Origin of the sequence: Gottfriedia luciferensis, assembly GCF_002156865.1 — a bacterium.
In the GTDB taxonomy this organism is placed as follows: domain Bacteria; phylum Bacillota; class Bacilli; order Bacillales; family Bacillaceae_G; genus Gottfriedia; species Gottfriedia luciferensis.
This window is the reverse complement of record NZ_NCTA01000001.1, coordinates 434,556-446,707: the sequence shown is the minus strand read 5'-3', so window position 1 is coordinate 446,707 and position 12,152 is coordinate 434,556. Positions and strand designations below refer to the sequence as shown.

Sequence of the window (12,152 nt, the reverse complement as noted above, 5' to 3'; positions counted from 1 at the left end):
CTGTCCTTAGTACGAGAGGACCGGGATGGACACACCGCTGGTGTACCAGTTGTTCTGCCAAGAGCATGGCTGGGTAGCTATGTGTGGAAGGGATAAGTGCTGAAAGCATCTAAGCATGAAGCCCCCCTCAAGATGAGATTTCCCATAGCGTTAAGCTAGTAAGACCCCTGAGAGACGATCAGGTTGATAGGTCAGAGGTGGAAGCGTGGTGACACGTGGAGCTGACTGATACTAATCGGTCGAGGACTTAACTAACAAGTTTGATAATGACATTATCTAGTTTTGAGGGTACAATTTTTATGAAAAAATATCAAAAAAAGTTATTGACTTTAATAGATATTTTGATATAATAGTTAATGTCCCAAGGAAATTGAATCAAGTGATGATAGCGAAGAGGTCACACCCGTTCCCATACCGAACACGGCAGTTAAGCTCTTCAGCGTCGATGGTAGTTGGGGGTTTCCCCCTGTGAGAGTAGAACGTCGCTTGGTTCTTAATTATTCCGCAGTAGCTCAGTGGTAGAGCACTCGGCTGTTAACCGAGTGGTCGTAGGTTCGAACCCTACCTGCGGAGCCATTTTGGAGAGCTGTCCGAGTGGCCGAAGGAGCACGATTGGAAATCGTGTAGGCGGGTAACCCTGTCTCAAGGGTTCAAATCCCTTGCTCTCCGCCACATATTATTTGGACATCATATAATGGCCCGTTGGTCAAGCGGTTAAGACACCGCCCTTTCACGGCGGTAACACGGGTTCGAGTCCCGTACGGGTCACCATTTTATCATGGAGGATTAGCTCAGCTGGGAGAGCACCTGCCTTACAAGCAGGGGGTCGGCGGTTCGAGCCCGTCATCCTCCACCATTTAATTAAATCATTTCTTATTATCGCGGGGTGGAGCAGTCTGGTAGCTCGTCGGGCTCATAACCCGAAGGTCGCAGGTTCAAATCCTGTCCCCGCAACCAAATGGTCCCGTGGTGTAGCGGTTAACATGCCTGCCTGTCACGCAGGAGATCGCCGGTTCGATCCCGGTCGGGACCGCCATTTAAGATGGCTCGGTAGCTCAGTCGGTAGAGCAGAGGACTGAAAATCCTCGTGTCGGCGGTTCGATTCCGTCCCGAGCCACCATCTTAAATAAATAGTATTAAGCCGACTTAGCTCAATTGGTAGAGCAACTGACTTGTAATCAGTAGGTTGGGGGTTCAAGTCCTCTAGTCGGCACTCTTTAACCGGAGGGGTAGCGAAGTGGCTAAACGCGGCGGACTGTAAATCCGCTCCCTGTGGGTTCGGCGGTTCGAATCCGTCCCCCTCCACCATTTATCTTATAGGGGCATAGTTTAACGGTAGAATAGAGGTCTCCAAAACCTTTGGTGTGGGTTCGATTCCTACTGCCCCTGCCAAATAATTAAATAATGGCGGTCGTGGCGAAGTGGTTAACGCATCGGATTGTGGTTCCGACACTCGTGGGTTCGATTCCCATCGGTCGCCCCATATAAAATTATTGTAATTGATATAATCTAAGGTAATATATTTAGTAATAAATTGAATAGAATAATTTAAGTTCTTTAAATTTTTGGGCTATAGCCAAGCGGTAAGGCAACGGATTTTGATTCCGTCATGCCCTGGTTCGAATCCAGGTAGCCCAGCCATTATGCGGAAGTAGTTCAGCGGTAGAATACAACCTTGCCAAGGTTGGGGTCGCGGGTTCGAGCCCCGTCTTCCGCTCCAAATTATGGCGGTATAGCCAAGTGGTAAGGCAGAGGTCTGCAAAACCTTTATCATCGGTTCAAATCCGGTTACCGCCTTTTAATTTTCTTCTGCCGGGGTGGTGGAATGGCAGACACGCCTGACTCAAAATCAGGTATCTTCACGGATGTGCAGGTTCAAGTCCTGTCACCGCTATATTAAAAGCAGGATAAAGGAAAGGGTTTTGCAGAGATGCAATGCCCTTTTATTTTTTGTATTTAAGAAGAGAAATTAAAAGAGCAAGGAGAGCAGGGAGAGCAGGAAAGTAAAAAAGAAGAAAAAAAGTGACCTTTTTTCTCATAATCAATTTTTAATATGTTTGATACTTTCTAATATTTATTTGATATTCTAGTTAGAATGAAAAATAAGTTGATGAGGTGTGATATGAGAGGTATTAATTATTTTAGGGAGTTAAAAGTTGCTAAGAGAATTAGAATGCTTTGTAATCAAATTTATAAACTTACTATTATGTTTCCGCAGAATGAGAAATATGAACTCGGAAATCAAATGAGACGAGCTATGGATTCGGTTTATTTAAACTTAGCCGAGGGAAATGGTCAATTATATAGTAAAATGAAGTAAGGCTGTCTGATTTATATGAAATTCTCTTTCATTTTTACTGATTAATTTACTAAGAGAATGCAACTAAATTAGGCAGCCTCTTCAATTTAATTATTATCAGTTATAAATTGTTCAATTTCAAATTTTAAAAGTTCTGCTCCTTTTTTACTTAAAACAATTTTACCATCAGCAACTTCAAGATTATTTTTAGATATCTCTCCAGTCATCATACAAGTCATATTTGGTTCATATTTTTTTAGGATAATTCGATCATCTTGAACAAATATTTCAAGTGTGTCTCTTTCTGTGATGTTAAGTGTTCTTCGAAGTTCAATTGGGATTACTACACGGCCAAGCTCGTCTACCTTTCGGACAATTCCCGTAGATTTCATAATTAGTCCTCCTATATAAATATTTATTAAAATAGATCATCTGTAGGTCTAGTAATAGAGCTACAGAATGCTCATAATGACTAAATGGGTTAATAGATCAGAAAATATATGTATATTTAAGAGAAATAATAGAAATAGATGTTACTATTGTGTAAAATTTAACTTATAAAATAAGTATGATTTTGTAGTAAAAAGATGGAATATGCAGATAACTCATTTTTCATTTTATAATGAAAAGCAAAATCATGCGAATAATTTAGTGTCAATATTTAGAATTTATTAAAGGAGGAGTTCCGGTAATGAGTAATAAAACTTTTTATATCACAACCCCAATATATTATCCGAGCGGAAAATTACATATAGGCCATGCTTATACGACAGTAGCTGGAGATGCGATGGCTAGGTATAAAAGACTTCAAGGATTTGATGTTTTTTATTTAACAGGAACAGATGAACATGGTCAAAAAATTCAACGAAAAGCTGAAGAGCTAAATGTATCACCTCAAAAATATTTAGATGATATCGTAGTTGGAATTAAAGACCTTTGGAAGAAATTAGATATATCTTATGATGATTTTATCCGTACAACTGAAAACAGACATAAAGTAATTGTAGAAAAGATTTTTAAACAATTACTTGATCAAGGCGATATTTATTTAGATGAGTACGAAGGATGGTATTCAGTTCCAGATGAGACTTACTATACTGAGACTCAAATAGTTGATCCTATTTATAATGAAGAAGGTAAAATTATTGGTGGTAAAAGTCCTGATAGTGGACATCCAGTTGAATTAGTTAAAGAAGAGTCTTATTTCTTTAAAATGAGTAAATATGCTGACCGATTACTGGAGTACTATGAAGAAAACCCAGAGTTTATTCAACCAGAATCAAGAAAAAATGAAATGATAAATAACTTTATTAAACCAGGCTTAGAAGATCTAGCTGTATCACGTACTTCATTTGACTGGGGTGTAAAAGTTCCAGGTAATGCAAAGCACGTTATTTACGTTTGGATTGATGCTTTATCAAATTACATAACTGCCTTAGGATACGGGTCTGAGAATGAAGAATTATATAAAAAATATTGGCCAGCTAATGTTCATTTAGTTGGGAAAGAAATCGTTCGTTTCCATACAATTTATTGGCCAATTATGTTAATGGCATTAGATTTACCATTACCGAAAAAAGTATTTGCTCATGGCTGGTTACTGATGAAAGACGGAAAAATGAGTAAGTCAAAAGGAAATGTAGTAGACCCTGTTGTATTAATCGATCGATATGGTTTAGATGCTCTTAGATATTATTTACTACGTGAAGTTCCATTTGGTTCAGACGGAATTTTTACACCAGAAGGCTTTGTAGACAGAATTAATTTTGATTTAGCAAATGACCTTGGAAACTTATTAAATCGAACAATTGCTATGATTGAAAAATATTTTGATGGAAATATTCCTGCAATTAAAGGCACAGTAACCGAATTCGATGAAAGCCTACAACAAATGGCTAAAAACACGAAAGATACTGTAGAAGCTGCAATGGAAAACATGGAATTCTCAGTTGCACTAACGAATATTTGGCAGTTTGTAAGTCGTACAAATAAATATATTGATGAAACACAACCATGGGTACTTGCTAAAGATGAAAGCCGAGTTGAAGAATTAGCTTCAGTTATGGCGCATTTAGCAGAATCATTACGACAAGTAGGGATATTGTTAAAACCATTTTTAACAATGACTCCTTCAAAAATATTCTCTCAACTAGGATTAAACGATGAAACAATTCTAACTTGGGATAGTCTAAATGTATTTGGAGCAATCAAGGAAAACACTAAAGTACAAAAAGGTGAACCGATTTTCCCGCGTTTAGAGACTGAGGTTGAAGTTGCTTACATTAAAGAACAGATGCAAGGTACTGTTAAACCTGTTGAAGAAGAAAAAGTGGAAGAGACAATTCCTGAAATCACAATTGACGATTTCTTTAAAGTACAACTTAAGGTAGCTGAAGTAAAAGAAGCAGGTGCTGTAAAAGGTGCAAAAAAATTGCTTAAGCTTCAGTTAGATTTAGGAAATGAATCAAGACAAGTTGTTTCAGGTATAGCTGAACACTATCAACCAGAAGAATTAATAGGTAGAAAAGTAATTTGCGTAACGAATTTAAAGCCTGTTAAACTTAGAGGAGAGTTATCTGAAGGAATGATCCTTGCTGGAAGTATAGATGGTAAGTTATCATTAGCAACAATTGATCAATCGTTACCAAACGGTACGATTATTAAATAGTGTTACTAAGAAAAGTATTTCGTGTAAAACTATACATGAAATACTTTTCTTTTTCTGTTTGTTTTTCTAAAATAATTGTTGTAACATGCAGAAAATTGTAAAAATATCAGAGAAATCACAAATATTATAATAATTTGTTGGTTTATGATGGTTGTTTACAAGGTATTGTTAGAAAATGTCATTATATGAAGAAAATATTACAGGTAGATTACAATAGTAAAATTTAAAAAAATGTCTAATTTTGTAACACGTATGTAAAAAGTCTTGATTTTACTTGGGATTAACTTAAAAGTCTTTTAAAAATTTATTAGAAATCACTTAAATTTGACCATTTCTATTTGTAACGGAATTGTTATCTGCCCGTTAGGTAAGAAATTTTACGGTATGCTAGACTAAATCTCAGATGAGCAAAGGAGAAATAAAAATGCTTTTCGATACACATGTACATTTAAATGCAGATCAATACAAGGAAGACCTTGAAGAAGTAATACAAAGATCTCTTGAAGCAGGAGTTGTTCATCAAGTAGTTGTTGGCTTTGATCGACCAACAATTACGAAAGCAATGGAATTAATTGAGGAATATGATTTTCTTTACGCAGCTATTGGATGGCATCCTGTTGATGCAATTGACGCAACTGAAGAAGATTTTAAATGGATCAAGGAGTTATCTAAACATCCTAAAGTAGTAGCTATCGGAGAAACAGGATTAGATTATTACTGGGATAAGTCTCCAAAGGAAATCCAACAAGAAGTTTTTCGTAAACAAATTCAATTAGCTAAAGAATGCGGATTACCGATTGTTATTCACAATCGAGACGCAACTGAAGACATTGTAAAAATATTAAAAGAAGAAAAAGCAAATGAAGTAGGCGGTATAATGCACTGCTTCGGCGGAAGTGTGGAAACTGCAAAAGAATGTATCAAAATGAACTTCTATATTTCATTAGGAGGCCCGGTTACATTTAAAAATGCAAAAAAACCAAAAGAAGTAGCGACAGAAATACCGTTAGAAAATCTATTAATCGAAACGGATTGTCCATACTTAACCCCACATCCGTTTAGAGGAAAAAGAAATGAACCTAGCTATGTATCACTTGTTGCTGAAGAAATTGCACGTTTAAAAAACATATCAGTTGAAGAAGTTCAAAAACGAACTTTTGAAAATGCGTGTAAAGTTTTTCAAATTAACAAATGATCTTATGAACTAGTACGAATAGATCTTATTCGTCACAGTTCATGTATGAAGAGTTGAAGAATTTGTCGAAAGAAAACTCTTCTACTTCTAAATCTAGTAAACATACATTCAGTAGAGTAGAAGCACTAGTTAATAGGTTTGGAGCTAGTCAATCTTTTTTCTCAGGCAAAAAGGAGGAGTAAAATCGTGATAGACGCGAATAGGTTACTTTCTAGACTTGGGAGTAGTAAAAAACTAGCAGTACAACTTGCAGGAGCTTTAGTTTTCACTGGATCAGTAGGTACAGGAGCATATGAGGGACTTAAAGAAAAAGTAACTCTTGAGGTAGACGGGAAAGAACAGGTTATTCAAACACATGCAAATACTGTGGCTGAATTATTAAAAGAACAAAACTTAAAAATTACAAATGAAGACGAATTATATCCATCTGCTGACACAAAAATATCAGACAAAATGGATATTACGGTTCATTTAGCAAAGCCTGTAAAACTTACGATCGATGGGCAAGAAAAAGTCGTAATGACTACTGCTCAAACGGTAAAAGAATTATTAAATGATCAACACATCGATGTTAAACCTGATGATGTTATTATGCCTGCTCCGTCAACACCGTTAGAGGAAAATGGTAAGGTTTCTTATGAAAAAGCATTTCCAATCGTTTTAAATGACGGTGGTGTTTCTAAAAAAGTATTTGCAACTTCGACTACTGTCGCTGACTTTTTAGAAAAGCAGAACATTACTTTAAATGAATATGACCGAGTTGAACCAGCTGCCAAAGAAATGGTTAAACTAAATGATACAGTTCGAGTTATCCGTGTCGAAAAAGTCAACGATGTGGTGGAAGAGCCTGTAGATTTTAAAGAAAGACAACAAGAAGATTCTTCTATGTATAAAGGTGAATCGTCGGTCATATCTGAAGGTGTAAAAGGTCTTGTGAAACGTAACTTTGAATTGATTAAAGAGAATGGTAAAGTAGTTTCAAAAAATCTGGTTGATGAAACTGTTTTAAAGGATCCGATTGATCGCGTGGTTGCAGTTGGAACAAAATCTGTACCATCTTCTAGTGCATTAGTAAAATCTAGTTCGCCAAAAGCAAATAGTAAAGTAAAAGAAATGTATGTTGAAGCAACTGCATATTCGCCATATGATGCAGGTATGTCTGGTACTACAGCACTTGGTATTAACGTACGTAAAAACCCTAATACAAAGCTGATTGCAGTTGACCCAAAAGTTATTCCGTTAGGAACTAAAGTATGGGTTGAAGGATACGGTGTTGCGATTGCTGGTGATACAGGTGGGGCAATTAAGGGCCGTAGAATTGATATATTAATGCCAACAAAAGATGATTGTTTTGATTTTGGTAGACGCACTGTAAAAATTCGAATTCTTAGTTAATCAATAAAATAAATTGTATAGATACGAAAAGTAGAAGGATAAGTCCTTCTGCTTTTTTTTATACTATTTTTAATAGAGTATGAAGTTTTATTAACCTTATGGTATGATTACATATACTTGAATTGGTTGGAGGAACAAATGAAAATTAAAGAAATCATTGTCGTCGAAGGTAAGGATGATACAGCGGCAATAAAAAGAGCTGTAGATGCAGATACAATAGAAACTAGTGGTTCAGCTATTAATAAGGATACTTTAAAACTAATAAAACATGCTCAAGAAACAAGAGGAGTAATCGTTTTTACAGATCCTGACTATCCAGGCCAACGTATTCGCTCGATTATTAAAGAAAATGTACCTGGTTGTAAGCATGCATTCTTACCAAAAGAAGAAGCAGTTCGTTCAGGAAAAAAAGGATTAGGGATCGAGCATGCTACAAGAGAAGCGATTCGAAATGCTTTACTTCACGTTAAGCAGGAATTCATTGAAGTTGAATCTGATATTACAAAAGAAGATTTGGTAGATGCAGGGTTTATTGGTCATCCCAAATCAAGTGAAAGACGAGATAAACTCGGAAAAATCCTTAACATAGGCTATACAAATGGAAAACAATTAGAGAAAAGACTGCAAATGTTTCAAATTTCAAAAGAAGAATTTGCTGAAGCAGTTAAAAAAGTTTTAATGGAGGAACAATAATGAAGGATATCGCAACACCTAGTCGTACAAAAGAAATCTTAGCTAAGTACGATTTTTTCTTTAAAAAAAGCTATGGTCAAAATTTCTTGATTGATACAAATATACTTGAAAATATCGTAAGTTATGCTGATTTAACAGAAGAAAGTTGTGCAATTGAAATTGGTCCGGGGATTGGTGCTTTAACTGAACAAATTGCAAAACGAGCTAAAAAAGTATTAGCTTTCGAAATCGATAATCGATTAATTCCCATTTTAGAAGATACACTTTCACCTTATGATAATATCCAGATCATAAATGAGGATGTGTTAAAGGCTGATGTTGAAAAAGCAATTAATGAATATTTGCCTAATGAAAAGGATGTTATGGTAGTTGCTAACCTACCTTATTATGTAACTACTCCAATCATTATGAAACTGTTAACAGAAGGATTACCAATTCGAGGAATCGTTTGTATGCTGCAAAAAGAAGTTGCTGACCGTATTTCCGCAAAACCAGGAACAAAGGATTATGGCTCACTATCAATTGCAATTCAATTTTATACGCATGCTTCAACTGTTATGACTGTACCTAGAACAGTATTCATGCCTCAGCCAAATGTTGATTCGGCTGTCATAAAATTAATAAAACGAGAAGAGCCTGCAGCGAAAGTAATTGATGAGTCATTCTTTTTTGAGGTGGTTAGAGCAAGTTTTGCGCAAAGAAGAAAGACATTGAATAATAATTTATTAAATAATTTTTCTCTACTGAAAAAAGATAAATCAAAGCTAGAAGAGTGTCTTTTAGAAGCAGGAATTGAAGGAACAAGACGTGGCGAAACTTTATCAATTCAAGAATTTGCTACATTAAGTAATAGTCTATATAAACAATTAAAATAATAAAAAGAGGATTCTAAACTAATCTAATCAATAGTTTATGATCCTCTTTTTTATGACTATTTTTTGATTTCTAAACCCTACGCCACAAAACCTTCTTTTCACCCTTTTTTTTGTCCATACATAATCTAAAAAAGGATAGCAAACTCGTGGTGTGTACTTAAGCATTTTGGAGGGGAAGGCATGTGAATATTAATGTAGGAGATATTGTAGAACGATCATCTTATAAATATGACTTAGTTTTTCGAGTAGTGGAGCTAAAACAAATCGGAGATGAAGTCATTGCAATTTTATATGGTGACGATTTTCGTTTAATTGCTGATGCGCCTTTGTCCGACCTGCGAGTAATAATTGAATCAGAATATCGAGAGAAAGGCAAAAGGTCATCTGTTCAAATTGAAGAAAACTATAAATTATTTAAAAAAGAAGCTCTTGAGCAAAAGGAAAAAAGGAAGTTTCATGCTACAAATGGGTTTAGAACAGATGTGAACCTTTTTCAAATGCCGGGTCGAGTTCTTCACATTGATGGAGATCCAATTTACTTAAAAAAGTGTATCGAGATGTACAATAAGATGGGTGTACCTGTTGAGGGAATCTATTGTAAGGAAACAGAATTGCCAGCAAAAATTGGCTATTATATCGACCATTATCGTCCTGATATACTAGTTATTACTGGACATGATGCATATACGAAGGCAAAGGGTGTCGTTACTGATCTAGATGCATACAGACATTCAAGATTTTTTGTTGATGCTGTAAAAGAAGCTAGAAAAAAAGTTCCCTCTTTAGACCACCTCGTAATTTTTGCAGGAGCATGTCAATCTCACTTTGAAGCAATTATTAGAGCAGGCGCAAACTTTGCAAGTTCGCCAACAAGAGTCAATATACACGCGCTAGATCCTGTTTACGTAGTGGGGAAAATTAGCTTCACGTCTTTTATGGATCGAGTGAATGTTTATGACGTTGTCCGAAATACGATTACTGGCGAAAAAGGATTAGGCGGAGTAGAAACAAAAGGTATTTTAAGAACTGGGCTACCATTTCAATCAATTGAAGAGTAATAAAGAAGGTTTTCTACATTAACGAGTGCATTCGTTTGTAGGAAATCTTTTTTTATTTTGATACATAAAATAATTTATTTACACAAATAATATGTTGGTGAGAAAAAAATATTGACAGGTATCTAGTCTCGTTGGTATAATTTTATGTTTTTTTGACTTAGTTTACATAACATGGTATACTTGTCTGAGTGAGGTGGGATCAAATGGCAAAAAAATTATCTGAAATAAAGGATACTTTAGATAGTCATGTTGGACAAAGACTTACATTGAAAGCAAACAGCGGACGTAGAAAGACTGTGGAACGTTCCGGTGTATTAGCAGAAACATATCCATCCATATTTGTAGTACAATTAGATCAAGAAGAGAACGCATTTGAACGCTTATCTTTTAGTTATGCAGATATTTTAACAGAAACAGTTGAATTGTTTTTCTGTGATGACCATACAAGTGGACTAATGGCGAACGGACAGTAGAAATTTTTCTACTGTCTCTTTTCTTTTTATAAGGATTCATGAAATTTTACATTTTACACATACTAACATTGTCGAAGCTGAAAAAGGAGGTTGCTTTTTTTGGGAAAAAGAAAAGGCATAATGTCACAGAGCTTTAAAGAAGAACTTGCAAAAGATCTTGGTTTCTATGACGTTGTACAAAAAGAAGGCTGGGGAGGCATTCGAGCGAAGGATGCCGGCAACATGGTAAAAAGAGCAATCGAATTAGCTGAGTTACAGTTATCAAATAAGCAACAGTAAATCATCTTCACTTCGACTAAACCGAAGCATATTGCTTCGGTTTCAGATTGCTTAAAAATGTTTACTTTCGATAGACTAAATCATACCTGATGTGCTCATTAACTTTTAGTTAACTGTACATCTCACTAAAGTTGTTTGAATCAGAGTAGAAATATTCTTTTGACTTTATTTTCACGATGAGACCGAAGCATTTTGCTTCGGTTTTTATGAATCTTTTTAAAGAATTTATACCTAGATAAATCACCTTTCAATGGGTTACATTTTTCTTATGAGTTAATTATGATACAATAGCAAAAAAGTAAGTGTTCATAAGAAGGTGAAAATAGTGAAATTAATGGTGAAGGCTCCTGCGAAAATTAATCTATCATTAGATGTTGTAGGAAAAAGAGATGACGGATATCATGATGTAAAAATGATTATGACAACTATTGATTTAGCTGATCGAATTGAGCTAGAGCTTATGCAAGAGGACAAGATTGTCGTTACATCACATAATCGATATGTGCCTGACGATCAGCGCAATTTAGCATATCAAGCTGCAATGCTATTGAAAGAAATGTTCGGAGTTAAATTAGGAGCGCATATTTTTATTACAAAAAATATCCCTGTTGCTGCCGGATTAGCTGGAGGCAGTTCAGATGCGGCCGCAGTGTTAAGAGGTCTAAATAAACTTTGGAACTTAAATCTTTCATTGGATGAATTAGCAGAGATTGGTTCGAAAATCGGTTCGGATGTTTCATTTTGTGTTTATGGTGGTACGGCAATCGCAACGGGCCGTGGAGAAAAAATTGAACATATTGATACTCCTCCACCTTGCTGGGTTATTTTAGCGAAACCAACGCAAGGGGTTTCAACTGCAACGGTTTATCAAAAACTTAAATTAAACGATGTACAACATCCAGACGTGGATCGTATGGTGAATGCAATTTCGAACAAAAATTATAATGAAATTTGTACGTCTTTAGGAAATGTATTAGAAACAGTGACGCTACAATTACACCCTGAGGTTGCAATGATTAAAGATCAAATGAAACGTTTTGGTGCCGATGCTGTACTAATGAGTGGAAGTGGTCCAACGGTATTCGGATTAGTACGTCACGATTCTAGAATGAATCGAGTTTACAACGGTCTAAAAGGTTTCTGTGATCAAGTATACGCTGTTAGGATGTTAGGCGAAAGGGAAAAACTTGATTAAAAACGAATATTATTATAAAATT

At 35.6% G+C, this 12,152-nt stretch carries 11 protein-coding genes, 15 tRNA genes and 2 rRNA genes; 27 read left to right on the top strand and 1 reads right to left on the bottom strand.

All coding sequences use genetic code 11. The annotated features are described in order from the left end of the window. From B7R67_RS02310 to B7R67_RS02225, 18 genes are all read left to right on the top strand, one after another. Positions 1-255, top strand: a 23S ribosomal RNA gene (locus B7R67_RS02310); the annotation flags it as partial. 120 nt (positions 256-375) lie between these two features. Further along, positions 376-491: ribosomal RNA gene (gene rrf / locus B7R67_RS02305) — 5S ribosomal RNA — on the top strand. A 10-nt stretch (positions 492-501) separates the two neighbouring features. Further along, positions 502-576: transfer RNA gene (locus B7R67_RS02300), tRNA-Asn, on the top strand. A 4-nt stretch (positions 577-580) separates the two neighbouring features. Beyond that, a tRNA-Ser gene (locus tag B7R67_RS02295) sits at positions 581-672 on the top strand. 24 nt (positions 673-696) lie between these two features. Then, positions 697-771, top strand: a tRNA-Glu gene (locus tag B7R67_RS02290). A 9-nt stretch (positions 772-780) separates the two neighbouring features. Next, positions 781-856, top strand: a tRNA-Val gene (locus B7R67_RS02285). A gap of 24 nt (positions 857-880) precedes the next feature. Continuing rightward, positions 881-957 (top strand) — tRNA-Met (locus tag B7R67_RS02280). A 3-nt stretch (positions 958-960) separates the two neighbouring features. Next, positions 961-1,036, top strand: a tRNA-Asp gene (locus tag B7R67_RS02275). Between the two features lie 8 nt (positions 1,037-1,044). Continuing rightward, positions 1,045-1,120, top strand: a tRNA-Phe gene (locus tag B7R67_RS02270). Between the two features lie 20 nt (positions 1,121-1,140). Further along, positions 1,141-1,213: transfer RNA gene (locus tag B7R67_RS02265), tRNA-Thr, on the top strand. A gap of 10 nt (positions 1,214-1,223) precedes the next feature. Then, positions 1,224-1,308 (top strand) — tRNA-Tyr (locus B7R67_RS02260). 10 nt (positions 1,309-1,318) lie between these two features. After that, positions 1,319-1,392 (top strand) — tRNA-Trp (locus B7R67_RS02255). Between the two features lie 15 nt (positions 1,393-1,407). Then, positions 1,408-1,483 (top strand) — tRNA-His (locus tag B7R67_RS02250). 83 nt (positions 1,484-1,566) lie between these two features. Further along, positions 1,567-1,641: transfer RNA gene (locus tag B7R67_RS02245), tRNA-Gln, on the top strand. A gap of 4 nt (positions 1,642-1,645) precedes the next feature. Then, positions 1,646-1,720, top strand: a tRNA-Gly gene (locus B7R67_RS02240). 6 nt (positions 1,721-1,726) lie between these two features. Continuing rightward, positions 1,727-1,797, top strand: a tRNA-Cys gene (locus tag B7R67_RS02235). A gap of 17 nt (positions 1,798-1,814) precedes the next feature. Beyond that, a tRNA-Leu gene (locus tag B7R67_RS02230) sits at positions 1,815-1,893 on the top strand. 229 nt (positions 1,894-2,122) lie between these two features. Continuing rightward, on the top strand, positions 2,123-2,320 hold the full coding sequence (locus B7R67_RS02225; protein ID WP_158095004.1) for a four helix bundle protein: 198 nt from the start codon (positions 2,123-2,125) through the stop codon (positions 2,318-2,320). 86 nt (positions 2,321-2,406) lie between these two features. Here B7R67_RS02225 and B7R67_RS02220 read toward each other — a convergent pair whose 3' ends face one another. Further along, the gene (locus B7R67_RS02220; protein ID WP_088067044.1) at positions 2,407-2,691 is read right to left on the bottom strand and encodes an AbrB/MazE/SpoVT family DNA-binding domain-containing protein; all 285 of its coding nucleotides are present in this window, start codon (positions 2,689-2,691) and stop codon (positions 2,407-2,409) included. 299 nt (positions 2,692-2,990) lie between these two features. Here B7R67_RS02220 and metG point away from each other — a divergent pair, with 299 nt between their 5' ends. From metG to ispE, 9 genes are all read left to right on the top strand, one after another. Next, a complete protein-coding gene (metG, locus tag B7R67_RS02215) occupies positions 2,991-4,967 on the top strand; it encodes a methionine--tRNA ligase (RefSeq protein WP_088067129.1) in 1,977 nt (658 codons plus the stop codon). A gap of 424 nt (positions 4,968-5,391) precedes the next feature. Continuing rightward, the gene (locus B7R67_RS02210) at positions 5,392-6,162 is read left to right on the top strand and encodes a TatD family hydrolase (protein ID WP_088067128.1); all 771 of its coding nucleotides are present in this window, start codon (positions 5,392-5,394) and stop codon (positions 6,160-6,162) included. Positions 6,163-6,348: 186 nt separating this feature from the next. Then, positions 6,349-7,557, top strand: a complete 1,209-nt coding sequence (locus tag B7R67_RS02205) for a G5 and 3D domain-containing protein (RefSeq protein WP_235822064.1) — start codon at positions 6,349-6,351, stop codon at positions 7,555-7,557. 126 nt (positions 7,558-7,683) lie between these two features. Continuing rightward, positions 7,684-8,250: a ribonuclease M5 gene (gene rnmV, locus B7R67_RS02200; protein WP_142289507.1), complete on the top strand. Its 567-nt coding sequence runs from the start codon at positions 7,684-7,686 to the stop codon at positions 8,248-8,250. Next, complete coding sequence (gene rsmA, locus B7R67_RS02195; RefSeq protein ID WP_088067126.1) at positions 8,250-9,125, top strand: 16S rRNA (adenine(1518)-N(6)/adenine(1519)-N(6))-dimethyltransferase RsmA; 876 nt, start codon at positions 8,250-8,252, stop codon at positions 9,123-9,125. The genes rnmV and rsmA overlap by 1 nt, the downstream gene beginning before the upstream one ends. Before the next feature lie 182 nt (positions 9,126-9,307). Further along, positions 9,308-10,183, top strand: coding sequence for a sporulation peptidase YabG (gene yabG / locus B7R67_RS02190; RefSeq protein ID WP_088067124.1), 876 nt, complete (start codon positions 9,308-9,310; stop codon positions 10,181-10,183). A gap of 203 nt (positions 10,184-10,386) precedes the next feature. Then, a complete protein-coding gene (gene veg / locus B7R67_RS02185) occupies positions 10,387-10,656 on the top strand; it encodes a biofilm formation stimulator Veg (protein ID WP_069033953.1) in 270 nt (89 codons plus the stop codon). 99 nt (positions 10,657-10,755) lie between these two features. Then, positions 10,756-10,935, top strand: a complete 180-nt coding sequence (locus tag B7R67_RS02180; RefSeq protein ID WP_088067123.1) for a small, acid-soluble spore protein, alpha/beta type — start codon at positions 10,756-10,758, stop codon at positions 10,933-10,935. A 325-nt stretch (positions 10,936-11,260) separates the two neighbouring features. After that, the gene (gene ispE / locus B7R67_RS02175) at positions 11,261-12,130 is read left to right on the top strand and encodes a 4-(cytidine 5'-diphospho)-2-C-methyl-D-erythritol kinase (protein ID WP_088067121.1); all 870 of its coding nucleotides are present in this window, start codon (positions 11,261-11,263) and stop codon (positions 12,128-12,130) included. Positions 12,131-12,152 lie beyond the last annotated feature (22 nt).

Excerpts from the sequence above, each read along its gene's own strand:
- B7R67_RS02225 (WP_158095004.1), top strand. The coding sequence starts at position 2,123 with ATGAGAGGTATTAATTATTTTAGGGAGTTAAAAGTTGCTAAGAGAATT.
- B7R67_RS02220 (WP_088067044.1), bottom strand. The coding sequence starts at position 2,691 with ATGAAATCTACGGGAATTGTCCGAAAGGTAGACGAGCTTGGCCGTGTA.
- metG (WP_088067129.1), top strand. The coding sequence starts at position 2,991 with ATGAGTAATAAAACTTTTTATATCACAACCCCAATATATTATCCGAGC.
- B7R67_RS02210 (WP_088067128.1), top strand. The coding sequence starts at position 5,392 with ATGCTTTTCGATACACATGTACATTTAAATGCAGATCAATACAAGGAA.
- rsmA (WP_088067126.1), top strand. The coding sequence starts at position 8,250 with ATGAAGGATATCGCAACACCTAGTCGTACAAAAGAAATCTTAGCTAAG.
- veg (WP_069033953.1), top strand. The coding sequence starts at position 10,387 with ATGGCAAAAAAATTATCTGAAATAAAGGATACTTTAGATAGTCATGTT.